Genomic DNA, 17,896 nt, shown 5'->3' on the forward strand with positions numbered 1-17,896 from the left:
CGACTTTACTAACGGGCACCTCAAAAACTGAATTAGTAGTCAGTTATAATTCACCTGAGTTTCCAGGTAAATTTGCTGACGGGATAGTTTTCTCTTCCGCGATTATAGCTTGCTTCATGCGCTGTTCCCTTCGGCGCTTCCTACAGTATTCCTTTTGTCGTGCTGCGTAATCAGGATTATTATGATATCGCTCCTTCTGGTACTTCCTCTGGCGCTCTGCAAAATCGGGATCATTCTGGTAGCGCTCTCTTTGGCGCTGCCTCTCGCGCTCTGCGTAAGTGGGGTTTTTGCGAATCTCCCTTAGGCGCTCCCTTTCGCGTTTTAGGAAAGCGGGGTTATTGCGAAGTTTTCTTTGGCGCTCCCTTTCGCGATCCCTTATCTTCTGTGCGTAAGCAGGATCATTCTTGTAGCGATTACTTTTACGTCCAATTGGTAATGAGTGACTTTCGTCAGACTTCTTACCACTTGACCCGGCTAAATTGTCTGATGAATCCATTTCACTCTCTGCAGAGGCCTGAGCTTGGTATTCGTTAGCATGAAAAGAGTGTTCCGTTGCACACTCAATCTCTGCTGGGGATTTGGGTTGTTGATTCTGTACACTTTCTGGTTGAGGGTTAATAATTGCAACGGGTGCTGCTGACTCAAAAAAAGCATCGGCAGATTCCAGGTTATACATTTTTTCTGTCGGATGAAGGTTGTTATCAACAACTGATGAGCTTTGCAGGGCTAATGGACTTAGACCTAAAATTGACTGGATCGAAAAACGTTCATTATCAGGAATATATTTAGGAGCAGGTTTATCATTCAGTGCTTCTGTTCTGACTGTTAAGTGAAGTGGTTGATCTTTTATAGTATTGCTGAAAACGATGACTACTGATCTTTTTTTAAAACGATAATCATTAAATGGATTATTAAAAGGCAGCGTTAGCTGCTGAAGGTGGTTTTTAGTCATCTCACCAGTACACATGGGGCACAGAGTAGAGTCTGCTTCTTCAACTGCACGGGAGAAGGCCTGCCCTGATGCACCAGACTCAGAAATAGTAACATCCTGAACAGAAAGAAATTGATCAGAATCTGCTGGTAATTGAAAGTAAGTAATAAGGCTATGCATTGAATTATTGAATAACCGAACTAAAACATAAGATCACGTCCTCTTGTAAAAGTTCCTCCTTGATATTACCCATTCAATATTTATTTGTAACCTTGCATAAGAATTTGCTAAAGCTATTTCTAATGCGATGTCAAACACTCCGCAAGCTAGCACCTGATGGATGAGGAGGGCAATGACGGTCGTGCAACAGGAAGTGAGGTTATTGATGGCAGCGTCAAGAATCGCTTCGTAATACCCTGGCCTGGAATTCCAACGGTGCCTCCCCTTGTTCAAAATGGCAGCATAATTCATGATTAAATGGTGGGATTGGTATATGCGATAGCTACGCAAGAGGGGTCTTTGTGAAGCTCGCTACGGCGCTTCCTCCGGTATTCCCTAAGGTACTCTCTCTGGCGCTCCCTTTTGAGTATCTTATCGCTCTCGAGCTTGGCAGGATCTTTCATACGCTCCTTCATGCGCTCCTTCATGCGCTTTTTCATGCGTTCTGAGTAACCGGGATCATTCTGGCAACGCTTCCGCATGTTCTCCCTCATGCGCTTCCTGGTGCGTTCTGCGTAATCGGGATCATTCTTGTAACGCTCCCTCTGCTGCCTGTTTTTGCGTTCAACATAAACGGGATCTTTGAGACGCTCCCTTTGGCGCTCCCTTATGCGTTCTGCGTAATCGGGATCATTGCGGTAACGCTCCCTTTGTTTCTCATTCTGGCGCTCTGCATAAGCGGGATCGTTCCGATAAGGCCTCTTTCTTTGGCATACCCTGCTGCGCTTTGAGTGATCAGGATAATTCTGATAGCACTTTTGGTGCTCAACTGCTGAATTGTTATCACTAACATCTTCTACTGCCTGGGGCGTTTGATTATCAATTGTCGTCTGGTTCTGGTTTTGCAGGTTAACTACAGTAACAGGCTCTGAATTTTGTGGGTTAGAGAGTATGTCAGGAAGATTAGTAAACTGATAATCCGGGGCAGAATGGCTCGGTGGCATTGGCTCGTTAACCTCAAGCTCGCTCCCCAATATGCATAGCAGCTGAGCAAAGGGGGTGTCTGGCGTTGAAGGTAGCGCATCCTCTAAGTGGGTAGTGTCAGAATGACAAAAAGAATATTCATTTAGCCCTGACTGTGTAACCTCAGAAATATCAGTTCTATGAGGGGCTTCCTGATCGGCATGAGTTGGAAATGCAATATTATATTTATTCAATGAACCAAATGGATCAGGGTTATTGTTGTGTCTGTCTGATTGACTATGGTAAACATGAAAAGGAGCGCTCAGCACCTGAACAGGTATCCCTTGATACGTCGGCTGTTGTTCATTTTGGGTATCTTGGCGCATTGGTTCTTGTGAGCTCGAATAAGGCTCGCCAGATGAACTCGAATAAGGCTCGCTAAAAGCAACCTCGAATGGAAGTAATTGAGTAAAGTGATCCATTGAATTATCAAATTATTGAATTCCAGTTTAAGACATTTTCTTTTTGCATTAGTTTCTCTTGCAAACACTTTATCTAATAATTATTTCAGCCAAATATAATTATTTGTTATAGCTATTAGTAATATTTTCAATGCGGATGGCTTCTTTCACATCGTGGGAAACTTTACGATCATCGATCTTGCTTATGTACACCTCAAAAACTGAGGTGCCGTATTAAGGAATGTTGTGATGCAGAGTAATAGCTAGTATCAGGTATCAGTACCACGTAAACGTGGGCTTTTTTATCGGACCTTAATCGATTTAATGCGATGGAGCTTAATAGGCATTGTGATGCTGCCCCCTGCAGATCGCACCTTCAGTAACAGTCTTTCGCGTTCGACGCCAAGCAGTTCTCCGCTGAAACGTTTCGACGGTTCGACATAAACCTCTAACCAGGCACCAATATGATTTGGTAACTCATAGATTGGAATGTCCCTGGACTGCTGGTTCAGTAATTCCGGTTCCTGATTGGTTGCAGGCAGTTCATCAACAAAGAAGTAGGTTTTGGATGCTTCTCCATGGGCGGGCTGAGACTGCCACTCCTTCTTGACCTTTGGATTGGTATTCCTGGAAGAGGGTTCCGTCATGTTCATATCATCTGAATCCCCTGCCGGGCCAAATTGCTCCGGGGTGATGATTTCAAAGGGAGAAACGGGGCTGTTGTTCACCAGCAGAGTGAGACTAAATGATGAAACCCAGAGCTCAGTGTCATAGACAGAAAGGGCCTGAGGATGGAAGTTGGGGGGGAAATGCGCTTTGATGGTCACTGTGTCAGGATTTTTCAGAAAGTTGATGTAGGCATTTTTCATCGCATCATTAGGAACAATGCCTGCTTTATAGAAGTAAAAGCTGTCTGGAAGATTGGTTAGACGGTTAATGTATGCGTCTTTGGAAATACCTGAGCTATTAGCACAATGCTGGCTGCTCATCCTGATCAGGCCCTCGTCCTGATAGGTCAGTTCAGCATTGCTCAGGGAGGGTACTTGCATAAAGTCTTTGATAACGAGAGACCCTTTTTTGTAAAAGCTTGCCTGTAGTGATGCCTTGTATAGATTTGTGGCGCTGATACCAAATCGAACAAACATTTTCTGATTTTCCGGGGTATATTTATATTCCCAGAAATGTCTGTCAATAAGTGTATCAATGCCCATCTGTTGAAATTCATTCAGGCCGATAATATATTCAATACCACAGGTAGGTTCTACTATGCTGCTCAGCTCTTGTTTGAGTCGTAACTGGCGTTGATCATTGAAAAAGGTATAAAACTCTTCATTACCCTTCAGTGGCAGTTGAATTCCATCATACTGGACGCGCAGGGAGTCAGGCAGCTCTGAGAGTTCTCCATCGCTGACATCATATACTGTCTTCATCATTGTCAAAATGCTTGGGAAAACAACGGTTAATCTTTTTATAGTAATTGGACTTTTGAGTATTTTCTTAGGTGTTAATGTTATTTTTGTTATTGATACTTCGCCAGTTATGTGAACATTAACTGAGCCAAATTCAACCTTTGCGTAATCAGATATTCCAGGTTTGTATTTGTCTATTGCTTTTATTAATTGGGTTTCAGCATAAAATTTAAATCCAAACCATGCTGCCGGGCCAACAAAAAAAACAGGTATAAAGAATAATTTGATCAAGGCATTAATCATAGGCTTACCTGAATGTGGTATTGCTACGTAAGGTGAATATCTGATGATTATTCACTCCTTTATAAAAATATGTTCTTGATTATTTTGTTTATCAAGTAATGGATGTTTTATTTCTAATTGGCTGTGTGAGATGCTGAGCAAGTGTCACATTTTGAATTTTTTCTGGCTTATGTATGTTGCTTGTCAAAAAAACAAGCACTTCTAATGTTTTGTTTTTTCTAATATTGTTATATTCATCGTAAAGGGTTGGCGTTTTAAACTAACTTATTAAAGGACTCTTAACTGAATCAACGTTGATTGAAAAGGATTTTCTATGAACCCTCCAGGCTCGCCGCCATCTGGAACACCCGTTGGTCCTTCAGTACACCCAACTCATCCCGGTGCTGGAGAAACTGCAGAGACAGGTACAACGTCAACCAGACAGAGAGTCTCTCCTCATCCAGCCGAAAAGCGCATTCCCATAAATGATGACCCTGTCAGGAGTAGTGGACTACCTGACAATATTCAGCCAGCAAATGCTACTGGAGGTACGTTTTCCCAAAATAGACCGGGGGGGGCAGAAGGAATCAAACGTGATCTGAATAGGCTTTTGGCCGATCATAAGCCACTGGAACAAGGCTTCCGAAAAAAGGAGGAGATGAAATACATAGATGCATCAATAACTGCACTGGAAAAAATCAAGGAAGAAATGAATGGCAAATGGGATCTTTCAAATGACGATTTAAAGACTGCATTTATAAAAGCGCATAAGAAGGCCATTAAAAAGCTGAAAGAAAATAAGTCGAATGATGTCAAAGTAACCTTTAATTTACCTGATGGGCAACGGGTTCGTTTAATTCCACCTGAGCTGGATGATTTGGATTTATCTGACTTGAAGTCATGGTTGCAGGGATCTCTGGGGTTAGTAAATGAGCTGAAATCAGAAAAGCAGTCTGCTTATGATGCAGGTCTTATCGAACAGGCAATTACTGATGGTGCGCGGGAATTGAATACTCTTCTTTCTCAGCTGGCGCAGACCGGCTCATCCGAGCAAGAGCTTCTGGGCTTCCAGGCTCGCTATCATGCCATACAATACCCGATTATCAGCCTGTCTTTTGATGGCAGCAGCCAGCATTCTTCCGATAGGCCAGAGCACCGTAGTACTTCCGAGGCAGTGAAGCCAAGTCCTTCCATTAAAATTACCAATGATCCTGAGAGGGCATTGACAGTTCCTGACGAGGGGGATTCAGCTTTTGGGGATGAAAGTCTTCTTGACGCTGATCACTTGAAACGGGTTGAAAGAGCCAGAAAAGCATACAGAGACCTCGGTTATGCCTGGTATCAGCAAGAAAAAAACACCAGTGAAGAAATTCTTGATGACAAAGCGATGTTAATGGCGGAGTTGGAACAACGTTTACAAGGCAAGCCTGAGAGTGATGATGACTCTGGCGTCTCGGTATCTTCCCGGACCAGCCCGCAACGCTCAAATCCTCGCAGACGTTCTGGTGATAAATCGGGAGAGCCGTCTTCATCCGCCCGCATGTTACAGGTGAAGGATGATGATGGTGTCGGTTTATTCCGTGCGTTGTTTGCCTGTTATACCGAAAACAGTGACTGGCAGAATGCGTCGAAAGATCAGGTACGTAAAAAGATAACAGACGAGGCTATGGCTCAACCGATAAAACTGGCCATTGACGTTGCTACCCATAAATACCTTGAGCTGGATCCTTACAGCAGTGACGTGATGGACGTTCAAAACCTGTCTCAGCGTGCCGTGGCTCAGAAGATCGAAGCGTTGGACGACCAAGGGCTTTTAGTCCGGGAAATTTTTGCCAGGGTGATTCTGGATGGAACGTTCTCTGAACACTCTTTCCGTCGTCTTCCAGAGGTGCTGGGTATCACCGAATTAATGACCAATAATCCTGATGACCCCTATGCTTTTGAAATGATAGTTTTTTCACAGCTTATTATGAGTGAACTCTGCACGACGCTGGGCGTGCCTGAATCCAATGGTAATAAACGAGGATTTCATAGGCTGAATAGAGGCTTTGGTGTGGTGTTAGGCGCTGAAAAAAAGAAGGATGACGATAAGAGAAATAGTGTCAAAGAAGCTGATAAAGCTTCCGGTTTATCTCCAGCGCGGGAAGATACGAAGGTTATAGCCCCGCCAGAGGGTAGCATGATGCCTGAAACGTCAGGGGATGACGCTTCGAGTGCAGTTAGTCAACCACCTCCACCACCTCCGCCCGGGAGTTTTGCTGAATCGTTTGAAGATAAAAAATCTACTGACAGTAGATAGACATTCTTTAGCAAAATGGTTTTGCGCCTGTTAAGTCGTCTCCTGTGAATGCAGTGATCACTGATCAGTACCAGCCGCCATTGCCGGTTTTCAGGTTCTACGCCGGAATCCCTTTAGCGGCCGGGCCTCTCTGCACTGATGAACCGTTCTTTATTGGTGCAGTGACAGGGTTCACCATTGGCAAATATCACACCGAGGATGGATCACGATAAAAACCATCCTTGATCTGCCCCTGAGATTGCATCCTCCTTGCTAATTTCTTGTTCATAGATATCCATATCTTCAAACGGAATAACCGCAATAATGAATCACCGTTGAACTATTTCCTGGAAAGGATGTCCAGATTGAGAAGCATCCGTATATAAATTGCCAATTTCCCCAGTTAATGAGCAACAGCGTGTGGCTAACCAAAACAGGAAAATGTAGATGGAGATAAGCTCTGTTCCTACCAATAATAGTATGAATCGCTGTGTGATTTGTCTGGAAGATTTTACTTCCCTGACCGGCCATGATGCAGTCCACCTGAATTGTCATCACGTTTTTGGCCGATCGTGCATCATTCGCTGGGGAAGCAACAACCCGACCTGCCCTGCCTGCCGGGCACCCTTCAACCCCACTCAGATATATGACAGAGATATCACCATAACCGGACGTTTGATCAGAACAGTGCCAGCTGCTGCCTCGTACTTCAGGACTACCTTCCTGGACAACCCCTACGCAATTGGCAGCATGGTCTTTACCACTGGAGGTGGGTTGATCCCCACTTTTGCCCGAATCCTTCCTCATAAGCTGAATGCTCCTTGTACGATGGCAGGATATTCCATCGGCATAATCGCAGTCAGACCTATTTTAAATGGTTTTGTAATCCCCCCTGGTTATACTCCCCTGTCTCCTATCGAAAATCGTCACAGTTTGGCTATTTCCATATGCAAGGGCGGAGCCCTTGGCATTGGCGTTGCCGGCCTTGTCGGCTTCTTTGTTGGTGCCTTGGTACGTTCTGATAATTCCAGCCTTCTTGCCTCTGCTATTAATTCAGGCGTCCATGGCATGGCCGGGGGGGGGATGGCAGCAGCGTCTAATGGTACAGCAGTTCTTTTAACCAGGTATCTGTGCCCGTGATTCCTCTCCTATTCACTGAGAAAATTGCCCGGAAAGAGGCTTTTTAGTGTTCTGCCCATTACGCAGAGACTCGTTTTATAAGGGCGGAAAGATCCTGTTCCGGTTTTCTGGATATTGCAAAGGCTGGAGTAAAAGGTAGGATAGCGGTTGGTTGAAAACAATAATCATAGAGGATGTGACCATGAGTAAGCTATATGGGGTGCCACTGTCACCCATGGTTCGAAAAGTACTGCTGGCTCTCGAAATAAAACAACTTGACTATGAACTGGTGCCGGTTACCCCGTTTATGAAACCGGCAGGCTTTGAAAAAATCAGTCCCCTGAAAAAAATTCCTGCCTGGGAAGATGATAAGGTGACGATTGCCGACTCCTCGGTGATCTGTGAGTACCTTGAGGACCGTTATCCGGAACAGGCTCTCTACCCAAAGACGCCTGAGGAAAAAGCCAGGGCCCGCTGGTTTGAAGAGTATGCCGATACGGCGATGCTTCAGGTACTGGGAACGGTCTTTTTTGAGCGGGTTGCCAAGAAGCTGATTAACCAGCCTGCTGACGAAGACAAAGTGCAGGAAGTTTTACAAACCAAACTGCCAGAGATTTGTGTTTATCTGGAATCTCAGGTTCCGGAAACTGACTTTCTGTTTGGAGCGGAGGTTCAGTTGGCTGATATTGCCCTGGCCAGTCACTTTATTAATCTTGTCCATGCTGGAGTCCAGATTGACTCTGCTGAGTATCCGGGGCTGTCGGCTTATATTGACCGGATTTTCCAGCATCCAGCCGTGGCGCACCGGATTGCAGAAGATAAAAAAGTGTTTGGCGGTAAGTGATTGCGGGATTAAAAAGTTTTATTTTTACCACAAAGACACCAAGGCACAGAGAAGAGCTTTCTTTGTGCCTTGGTGTCTTTGTGGTGGAAAAGTAAACATCACCTGTTTAAATACGCTTGAAGGCTATTAATTCTGGAATGGATAGACTGAACCCAGGTTAAGAATGTGTGTCAGTTCATCCAGGGCCGTTCGGGATTCCGTCAGTAACAGCGGGTCGGCCAGATCTTTTTCAGACAACTGGTCACGATAGTGCTTTTTGACCCAGCGGCTGAGGGTGGCAAAGCGCTGGTTGTTGATCAGACAATGTTGATTGGTCGCTGCCAGTTCCTGGTCGTTTAATACTACTCTTAGTCGCAGGCAGGCCGGGCCTCCACCGTTATTCATACTTTGGCGCAGATCAAAAACCTTCAGATCCGTAATTGGGCAACTTGCGTCGTTGAGTATGCTTTGCAGGTAATTCCAGACAGCGGGTTCATTTTCACACTCAGAGGGGACAACGATCATTGTTCCGCCATTATCCAGCGACAGCAGTTGGCTATTGAACAGGTAAGTCCCAACTGCCTGCACTACTGAAACCTGTTGATCTGCCACTTCAACAATATGAAAGTCCTGCGACCCATAAGCCTTTCTTAATGACTCATAGACAGCAGCCTGCTCCACAAATGCCTGTTCATGGCAGAACAGCAGGTTGCGGTTGCCGACTGCGATAACATCATTATGAAAAACGCCCTGATCGATAACCGCCGGGTTTTGCTGGGCAAATACCACCTTGTTTGGATCAAGCTGATGCAAGCGCGCGACAGCCTGACTGGCTTCAAGACTCTGGCGGGCAGGGTATTTCTGTGGTGAGGTACTTTGCGGGTTAAATGCTTCCCGGCCATAAACGAAAAATTCAACGCCCTGTTCGCCATATTCATGGCAAAAACGGGTGTGGTTCGCGGCCCCTTCATCACCAAAGTATTCGGTGGATGGCAGAGCCTGATGATGAACAAAGTGGTCCGGATTATTAAACGTCGATTTTAATATTTTCCCGGTAACGTCATGCTCAATGGAGCGGTGGAATTTATTGATTAAGTTAGCGGGCGTGAAATGTACTTTACCATCAGCACAGTCCGCACTGGGGGAGACCGTCGCTGCATTAGCGGTCCACATGCTGGAAGCGGAGCAGCAGGCTGCCAGAACTGCTGGCATCTGTTGCGCCGCGTCAGACAGTACCCGTGAATCGCTGCCTTGGAAACCGAGCCTTCTCAGTGTGGCAATATCCGGGCGCTCCTGAGGGGCTAACACACCCTGGACAAAGCCCAGTTCACTGAGCGCCTTCATTTTCTCCAGACCCTGGAGAGCCGCTTCCCTTGGGTTTGCTACTTTGCCCGCATAATGGATTGAGGCCTTGTTACCCTGGGATAACCCTGCATAGTTGTGGGTAGGGCCGACCAGTCCGTCAAAGTTGGCTTCTATTGTTTTCATTATTGACTACTTCACCATTGAGTCCATGGGGGCTGTTTACAAATCAAGCCCGGGTGCCAGTTCTTTGGGCATACTCAGTGACTCCGACTCAACACTGGCCACCGGGTAGGCGCAGTAATCGGCAGCGAAATAGGCGCTGGGGCGGTGGTTGCCACTGTCACCGGGGCCGCCAAAAGGTGCGGCACTGCTGGCACCGGTGATTGGCCGGTTCCAGTTAACGATACCTGCACGTATTCTCTGCAAAAAGAACTGGTACTGCTCTGGTGCTTCACTGAACAATCCGGCGGAGAGACCAAAACGGGTGTTATTGGCGTCTGCAACGGCATCTTCAAAACGATCGTAACGAATAATTTGCAACAGTGGGCCAAAGTATTCTTCATCGGGAAGGTCTTTGATATTGGTCACATCAATAATACCCGGAGATACTAACCCGGTTCCCGCTTGAAGATGAGTTGATAAAAGCAGGCTGTTGCCGCCCAGCTTTTGCAGCGTTTCCTGGGCTGACAATATCTGTTTGGCCGCTGCTTCAGAGATAAGCGCTCCCATAAAAGGCGCTTCTTGATCATCCCATTGACCTACTTTGATATTGGCTGCCGCTACAGTCAGCGCATCAACAAACTGATCCCCCCAGGGCGTCGCGGGAATAAAAAGTCGGCGGGCACAGGTACAGCGCTGACCGGCAGTAATAAATGCTGAATGAATAGTGTCGTGTACTGCGGCTTTGATATCTGCCATCTCGGTGACAATCAGCGGATTGTTGCCGCCCATTTCCAACGCGAGAATTTTACCCGGCTGTCCGCCGTACTGCTGGTGGATCATCTTGCCGGTGTTTGAGCTGCCGGTAAAAAACAGACCATCAAGACCGGCGTGCCCGGCCAGAGCGATGCCAGTTTCTTTTTCTCCCTGAACCAGATTGATAACTCCGTCGGGTATTCCCACCTGCTGCCAGAGTTTTATCGTGTATTCCGCAACGGCCGGTGTTAACTCGCTGGGCTTGAAAACCACGGTGTTGCCAGCCAGCAGTGCGGGAACAATATGCCCATTGGGAAGGTGGCCCGGAAAGTTGTAGGGGCCAAATACCGCAACAACCCCATGTGGCTTGTGACGAATCACGGCTTTTCCTACGGGCATGGCATTTTCAACGGTCCCCGTTCGCTCATGGTAGGCTTTTATTGAAATGGCGATTTTACCAGCCATAGCAGTCGCTTCCGTTTTGGCTTCCCAGAGCGGCTTACCGGTTTCTCTGGCAATGATTTCTGCCAGAGCCTCTTTATTCTGCTCCAGCTCACTGGCAAACGCCTTAATAAACGCCTCTCGTTCTTGAAATGGGCGAAAGGCCCAATGATGACTGGCTTCCCGGGCGGCACTTATTGCCTGATCTACTTGCTCTGCGGTGGCACTGGCTCCTTGCCAGAGCACAGTGCCTGTTCCCGGATTTTCGGATGAAAAGGGTTTACCATTTGCCTTAAGCCACTGTCCATTGATAAACAGGCATTGTTGTTCATTTGTGTCTGACATGGTCTTAATCCTCTCAATTCGTTGACTAGCTGGATAGAGGCACTACCCGCAGCAATTGGCCTTCTTCAATGTTAAGCGCTGATGCCTGCTTTTTAGTGATCATGACAAACTCCAGTCCTTCGTAGGAAAGATTGCCCATGATGCAGCGAAAATCTTTCAACTCACTATTGGCCATCAGCCAGCGGCGCTGATCCGTTGTGTTGTTCTCAACAATTTTAACTTTGTACTGTCGAGAATCCCTTACTGAGCGTACATCCTTGACTCTGGCTTCCATTAGCGGACCTCCATCAAAAATATCCACATAGCCAGTGTAGTAGAAGCCTTCAGATTCCAGCAGATGTCGGGCAGGCGTTGTGCTTTCATGGGTAACACCAATGACCTCCCTGGCTTCATCCGGCAACAAATTGGTGTAGATTGGATGGCGAGGCATCAGCTCGGCAATAAACGCTTTATCGACGGTGGATTGGCGATCAGCTTCGGCAAAGTCCACCGCAAAGAAGTGCCGCCCAAGGGCTTCCCAGAAAGGGGAAAATTCCTGATCATCACAGTAGCCACGCATTTCTGCAAAGAGGCCTTCAGCAAACAGCTCTGGAAAGGCTGCCATAAACAACATGCGACTCTTGGAAAGAAACGTACCGTTTTTGGAGTGACGATAATCCGGCAGCAAAAAGAGCGTACAAAGCTCTGAAAAGCCGGTATGGTCACTGCAGAGCATCAGGGTGTCCACCATGGTGTAGACATCCAGTTGTTGTGAGGCATGAACCTGTTTACTCACCTTGTAGTTATACCAGGGAGCCTCAAGTCCGACGGCGGACTCAATACCCGCAGTGCCCATAACCTGACCGGTTTCGGTATCTTCCATCACAAACAGATAGAGATTATTTTTCGGTTCTGCGGCAGAAGTACCTGCTTCCTGCGATGCTGCCAGCGAAGCCTGCTTAAAGGAGGTGAGTGCCCATGCCAGTTTATTATCAACCATGGGACGGTGAGGTTGCAGGGAGGTGAATCCGGCACCCGTCTGGTTGGCGATTTGCCAGAGGGCCTCACGATCCTGCTCATGAATGGGACGAATAACAATCATAGTCAGACTTTGCCTTTGTTTTAATAGTCAGTTAGTTATCGCGACACAAAGAGACCCGGAAATGTTACCTCAACTTTTATTGATGGAAAGACCCTGCAAAGAGAAAAAATGCACCTATAGTTTAGTTTCAATAATTCAGGAAATGATACCGTTTCGCTCACTTTGTTAGTGGTAAAAACAGTTCACCAAAAACACCTATGATTCAGTCACCCGTTCTTTTGCCTGTGGTTCCACGGCCCTGTGAGCCGAGTGAGCCCTCTTCTGTACAGCCTGCAACTGCCAGTAGCAGTATTGCACCTGGCGAGCCTGATGGAACCTATATAACAAAAGACCCCTTCTCTTTTACTGAGCGTTGTAAGTCGCTGTTTAGCAGGGTTGTCTGTGCCGTAGAAACGAGCATGTGGCATGCTATGGACGCATTCAACTGGGCCGGCTATCTCGCTGTCTGGGCAATGGCTGGCGCTACTTTTATGGTTGGTATGATGGCCTTGCCGATCATTCTTAAATCGGCCCTGACCGGCATCATTATTATGGCTTGTGAAGCGATAGGGGAGGCCGTACTGCGATATTATTCAAGGGATCAGTTTCCAACGGATCGCCTGCCCGTACTATTAGACAGACTCCCGGTAGAGGATCTGCCTGTTCTTGGGGATTTTTTGAGCTTTCGCTGGCTGAGACACTTGCCGTTTCAGGGAGAACGCTGTGATGAAAATAAACTGACGTATTTTGGCAGTCGAATGGTGGTTGGTGGGGTCTATGGCAGCTTACTTGGTTTTTTCACCTCGTTAATCACTCTGTCTCCCTACAGTATTCTGGCTACGGGAGCGGTAGCCGCAGGCATTGCCTTTAGCCTGAGGTTTCTGGGATGCGCCAAGGTAGCCCTGGATTTTGTATTTCTCTCCAATCATGAAATGAATGAGGGGCGTCTTTACCATAAAGATAGCTTTATTAATCGCTCTATCAGAGACAGGTTGGTTGGGAACACAGAGTCGTCGAATTATTTTCCCATGCCACCTCCCGAGAATATCGGTGCAGCAATACAGCTACTGAGTATTCATCAGGATATAGAGGCAGTTACCAAAGACACTATATATCAGGCGGCAGAAGCCCGTTGCCATGAGAAAGCGCAGTCTGGACTACCGCAAGAACTCTTTGACCGGGAGGTGAGTCTGGTCAAACACGCTCAGGAACAATTATATCGATTTGTCACGCAGCGGGATTTGCGGGAAGCAAAAAGGCAGGAGCTTCAGGCAAGGCTGGTTCATCAGGCTCAGGAACAAGAGAGAATAGACCGGAATTTGTTGGGGTTACCGGCTGAGGGTGAACTGACGCCTGAGCAGATTGGAGCCGGCTACCGACAGGCCCTGAATGATTATGAACGCTACAGGGATCAGGATATCAATGAGATTGATCGGGCGGCGGCACGTTTGAGAAGAGCTAATGACAATGCTGACCTTGTATCTGCGGCTTGATGCGATAATAAAAACACAGGTAAATACAGCTTTCAGACCTCTATTTGCAGGAGGCAAAGGTTGGTATCAGGTTAATGGTGTCAGTCTCTCCACTTATTGCAATGATCTGCGATAGCGGTAGAATCCCTTGCTTCACTTGACTGACCATATGTCATTAAATACCAGCCCATTTCACTGTGATATAGCTGCTTATGCAGTTGTTATACATAATACATATCAGGTTTTATATGTAGGGCCTGTCTGAGCGGTTTAAGCCAAAGGTTAACCCTGATGGTTGTTTAACAATCCAGTGTGCTGGGGGCTTCAAATATCTGAATCAGGCTGTTTCGGTATAGCGCCTTAAATTCGACGGGCGGTAGCGTGGGGGAAGTGTGCTTTTGGGTGTCGATCCTCCAACGGATACTCTCGGAGCCTGTCGGACTTAAGTCTGACAGGCTCTTCGGCTGATTGTTTCAGGACAGCGTGACATCATGATACTTGCTTTTGCACTGTATAAATATTTTCCCTATGGCGGACTGCAGCGGGACTTTCTGCGAATAGCCAGTGAGTGCAAACATCGTGGATATGGTATCCGTGTCTATACCACAAGCTGGCAAGGTGATAGACCGGACGGTTTTGATATACGTCTACTGCCGGTTAAAGGGCTGACTAATCACAAAAAGATGGCTGACTTCTGTCAGCAGGTACAGCAGTCGTTGAGCAGCGAGCCGAAGGTGCTCCTCACCGGTTTTAATAAAATGCCCGGACTGGATATCTATTATGCCGCAGACACCTGTTATAAAGCCAAATCAGACAGCAGATTCTGGCTTTATAAACTGAGCGCCCGCTACAGACAGTACTGTGCTTTGGAAGCAGCGGTTTTTGGCAAAGACAGCAAAACCGTTTCGTTGCTGATTTCTACCCTGCAAAAACCTGAGTTTCAACGCTATTACCAGACACCCGATGAACGCCTGCAACTGCTACCGCCGGGTATTGCAAAAGATCGCTGTCGGCCAGCGGATGCGGACACTATTCGAGAGGCGTTCAGACAGGAGTTCGGCCTTGGCAATGATGACCGGCTGGTATTGATGGTGGGCTCGGGGTTCAGAACCAAAGGTCTGGACCGGGCGCTGAAAGCCATTGCTGCGCTGCCTGAACCACTTAACGAGTCCACTCGTTTCTTTATTATTGGTCAGGATAAACAGAAACCTTTTCTGGCGATGGCAAAGCACCTGGGCATTACTGACAAGATTCAGTTTTTTCAAGGCCGGGATGATATTCCAAGATTTCTTCTGGGAGCCGACCTGCTGATTCACCCGTCCTACAACGAAAACACCGGGACCGTTTTGCTGGAAGCTCTGGTAGCAGGGCTTCCGGTATTAACGACGGATGTGTGTGGTTATGCCCATTATATTCTTGAGGCTGATGCCGGGCGGGTAATTCGTTCACCCTTTTCCCAGGATGCGCTAAATCAGGCAGTCAGTGAGATGTTGTTATCTGAACAGCGCAAACAATGGTCTGAGAACGCTGTTAACTTCAGTAAAACTACAGATTTGTATAGCCTGCCCCAGTGTGCAGCAGAGCTGATTATTGTCCGGGCAGAAAAGAAGTGGGCAGAGGGGGCTTGCTGAGTGCTTTATCTGAGAGATGACTTTAACAAAGCCTGGCAGGGCAAGGATCCTCAGCAGCTGCTGGAAAACATGGATGGTGACGTCTATCGGGCGTTGGAAGCACGGAGAACCTTTCGTTTTGAGCTGAATGGCCAGGGGTATTTTGCCAAAGTACATGGTGGTGTTGGGTGGTTTGAAATCATCGAAAACCTTATTCGTCTACGCAAACCGGTGCTGGGTGCCCGCAATGAGTGGGAAGCGTTGAACCGGTTGCACGACATTGGGATCACTACCATGACACCGGTAGCTTTTGGCGAAACTGGCAGCAATCCCGCAACCCGGCGTTCGTTTCTGGTCACTGAAGAACTCAGGGATATGATCACGCTGGAAGATTTTTGTAAGCCCTGGTCAGTGAAGCCACCGGCATTCAGGTTAAAACTGGCCATGATTGATAAGCTGGCAGAGATCAGTAAAAAAATGCACGGCAATGGTATTAATCATCGGGATTATTATCTTTGTCACTTTATGATGCCTGACCGGCAGATACCGGATCCGGACAATTTGACATTTTATCTGATTGACCTCCATCGAGCCCAGTTGCGAGATTCCACACCTTTACGTTGGGTGATCAAGGACCTTTCCGGACTCTACTATTCAGCCATGGACATTAGTATCACCCAAAGGGATATCTTTCGTTTTATCAAAACCTATACCGGCCTGCCATTAAGAGAAGCATTAAAGCGGCATTTACCCATGTGGCTGAAGATTACCAGAAAAGCCCACAAGCTTTATCAGCGCATGGCCAGAAAAGCACGACAGTAACCGGTTGTATTCGACGTTATTTGAGAGAAGGGAATGACCACAGGGAAACTTTCATACACACTGGAAGAGCTGACGAACCTGAAAGAAGCGCCCCGGAATGGTTCTATTCTGGATATTCACGGGCAGCAGATCCTGATTGATGCGGTATTGCGTTTTCTGCCAGGCAAACGGTTAGTAGTCAGAGCGATTGTGGACGGTGCAACTGTTCTGGCAAAGTTCTTTACAGGAAGTTCAGCGACACGACATTTGCAGCGTGAACTCGCGGGCCTTAAAAGCTTTGCCGATGCAGGAATTAATACTCCGGCTCTGATTGAAACCCGGCAGCTTCAGGATTTTGGCCTGTTAACTACCGAATTTCTTGAGGACAGCCAATCTCTTGAGCAAGTATGGCAGACGAATCTCAGTGATGATCAACGCCTGGCGTTGCTTAAGCAGGTCGTAGAAACAGTCGGCCAGTTGCATCAGTACAATATCCTTCATAATGACCCGCATCTGGATAATTTCCTGATAGTGGATCAGACGTTGTTTTTGATTGATGGTGGTGGTGTTCACAGAGAGAGTGTACAGATTTCTCAATCAGCGGCGCTGGACAATCTGGCCTTTTTTCTTTCTGTCCTGTTCCCACGGTTTGATCATCTTTCTCTTCAGTGTCTGCCTGCTTATCAATCTATCCATCCTCTCGACGGGATAGACGAACAGTGCCTTGCCCAAGCTATTCGGAAGAGAAGAAAGTGGCGGGAGCGTTATCTGGAAAAAGTATTCAGGACCTGTACCGATTTTGTCGCAGAGTCCGGCTTTCGCAAATTTCAGGTGATAGACAGAGTAGAACTCAGTGAAGCATTAACCACATGTCTGGCGTCACCAGACAGGTTTATCAATGCTGGTCATGTTCTGAAAAGGGGCAGCACTAACACAGTATCCATCGTTACCCTGGATGATGGTAAAAAAGTGTTTGTTAAACGCTATAAAAGCACAAAAGGGTGGCTGCACCAGTTTTTCCGTGGTTTCAGAAAATCCCGTGCCCGAAATGCCTGGTATGCAGCCCATTACCTGCTGCGCCTGCTGGGAATTGATACTCCAAAGCCGTTAGCTTTACTGGAGCATAGATTTGGGCCCTTTGTAACATGCAGCTATTTGGTCACGGAGTATGTTGAGGCAGAGGATGCACTGCATTACTTCAACAGCCTGACAGAAATTACCCCGGAAGCAGAAAAAAGGGCTCAGGCTCTGATTGAAATACTGTCAACCCTTAAGGAAGGATTGGTGTTTCATGGGGATATGAAGGCGACTAATTTTATGCTTACTGATCACCGTCTTCTGGTCATTGATCTGGATCAGACGGTTATTTTAAATTCTGAAGAAAAATCAGAGAAATTGCTGAATAAAGATCGAGAAAGATTTAATAGAAACTGGCCTGTGCACTCAATTGCAGCAGGACTTTTTTGCCGCTAAATGCCCTAAAGCAGTCATTTCTATTCAAAAAGATTACTCGGCAATTCTC

General features: G+C 46.9%; 13 protein-coding genes. 7 read left to right on the plus strand and 6 right to left on the minus strand.

What is annotated here, in order from left to right; genetic code table 11:
- Positions 1-43 precede the first annotated feature (43 nt).
- From J7439_RS11070 to J7439_RS11080, 3 genes are all read right to left on the minus strand, one after another.
- Positions 44-1,111: a hypothetical protein gene (locus tag J7439_RS11070; RefSeq protein ID WP_209201875.1), complete on the minus strand. Its 1,068-nt coding sequence runs from the start codon at positions 1,109-1,111 to the stop codon at positions 44-46.
- Between the two features lie 293 nt (positions 1,112-1,404).
- Positions 1,405-2,094 carry a hypothetical protein gene (locus tag J7439_RS11075; RefSeq protein WP_209201876.1) on the minus strand — a complete coding sequence of 230 codons (690 nt, stop codon included), beginning with the start codon at positions 2,092-2,094 and terminating at the stop codon, positions 1,405-1,407.
- A 722-nt stretch (positions 2,095-2,816) separates the two neighbouring features.
- Positions 2,817-4,226, minus strand: coding sequence for an aq_1923 C-terminal domain (locus J7439_RS11080; protein WP_209201877.1), 1,410 nt, complete (start codon positions 4,224-4,226; stop codon positions 2,817-2,819).
- 637 nt (positions 4,227-4,863) lie between these two features.
- Here J7439_RS11080 and J7439_RS11085 point away from each other — a divergent pair.
- The 3 genes from J7439_RS11085 to J7439_RS11095 all read left to right on the plus strand — a co-directional run bounded on the left by J7439_RS11085 (position 4,864) and on the right by J7439_RS11095 (position 8,446).
- A complete protein-coding gene (locus J7439_RS11085) occupies positions 4,864-6,504 on the plus strand; it encodes a hypothetical protein (RefSeq protein WP_209201878.1) in 1,641 nt (546 codons plus the stop codon).
- Between the two features lie 426 nt (positions 6,505-6,930).
- On the plus strand, positions 6,931-7,623 hold the full coding sequence (locus tag J7439_RS11090; protein WP_209201879.1) for an RING finger domain-containing protein: 693 nt from the start codon (positions 6,931-6,933) through the stop codon (positions 7,621-7,623).
- Between the two features lie 181 nt (positions 7,624-7,804).
- The gene (locus tag J7439_RS11095) at positions 7,805-8,446 is read left to right on the plus strand and encodes a glutathione S-transferase family protein (RefSeq protein WP_209201880.1); all 642 of its coding nucleotides are present in this window, start codon (positions 7,805-7,807) and stop codon (positions 8,444-8,446) included.
- Between the two features lie 126 nt (positions 8,447-8,572).
- Here the strand turns inward: J7439_RS11095 and astB are convergent, their stop codons facing one another.
- From astB to astA, 3 genes are read right to left on the minus strand one after another with little or no spacing between them, the layout of a single operon-like run.
- Entirely contained in the window at positions 8,573-9,913 is a 1,341-nt protein-coding gene (astB, locus tag J7439_RS11100; RefSeq protein ID WP_209201881.1) for an N-succinylarginine dihydrolase, read from the minus strand.
- 36 nt (positions 9,914-9,949) lie between these two features.
- On the minus strand, positions 9,950-11,431 hold the full coding sequence (gene astD / locus J7439_RS11105) for a succinylglutamate-semialdehyde dehydrogenase (protein ID WP_209201882.1): 1,482 nt from the start codon (positions 11,429-11,431) through the stop codon (positions 9,950-9,952).
- Between the two features lie 25 nt (positions 11,432-11,456).
- Positions 11,457-12,512 carry an arginine N-succinyltransferase gene (gene astA / locus J7439_RS11110; RefSeq protein ID WP_209201883.1) on the minus strand — a complete coding sequence of 352 codons (1,056 nt, stop codon included), beginning with the start codon at positions 12,510-12,512 and terminating at the stop codon, positions 11,457-11,459.
- Between the two features lie 410 nt (positions 12,513-12,922).
- On the opposite strand from astA, the gene J7439_RS11115 reads away from it, so the two are divergent.
- The 4 genes from J7439_RS11115 to J7439_RS11130 all read left to right on the plus strand — a co-directional run bounded on the left by J7439_RS11115 (position 12,923) and on the right by J7439_RS11130 (position 17,847).
- Positions 12,923-13,984, plus strand: a complete 1,062-nt coding sequence (locus J7439_RS11115) for a hypothetical protein (RefSeq protein WP_209201884.1) — start codon at positions 12,923-12,925, stop codon at positions 13,982-13,984.
- 470 nt (positions 13,985-14,454) lie between these two features.
- Positions 14,455-15,594 carry a glycosyltransferase family 4 protein gene (locus J7439_RS11120; protein ID WP_209201885.1) on the plus strand — a complete coding sequence of 380 codons (1,140 nt, stop codon included), beginning with the start codon at positions 14,455-14,457 and terminating at the stop codon, positions 15,592-15,594.
- Positions 15,595-16,395, plus strand: a complete 801-nt coding sequence (gene rfaP, locus J7439_RS11125; RefSeq protein ID WP_209201886.1) for a lipopolysaccharide core heptose(I) kinase RfaP — start codon at positions 15,595-15,597, stop codon at positions 16,393-16,395.
- A 33-nt stretch (positions 16,396-16,428) separates the two neighbouring features.
- The gene (locus tag J7439_RS11130) at positions 16,429-17,847 is read left to right on the plus strand and encodes a lipopolysaccharide kinase InaA family protein (RefSeq protein WP_209201887.1); all 1,419 of its coding nucleotides are present in this window, start codon (positions 16,429-16,431) and stop codon (positions 17,845-17,847) included.
- The last annotated feature ends 49 nt before the right edge of the window (positions 17,848-17,896 follow it).

Source organism: Salinisphaera sp. G21_0, assembly GCF_017744115.1.
Lineage (GTDB): Bacteria > Pseudomonadota > Gammaproteobacteria > Pseudomonadales > Endozoicomonadaceae > Endozoicomonas.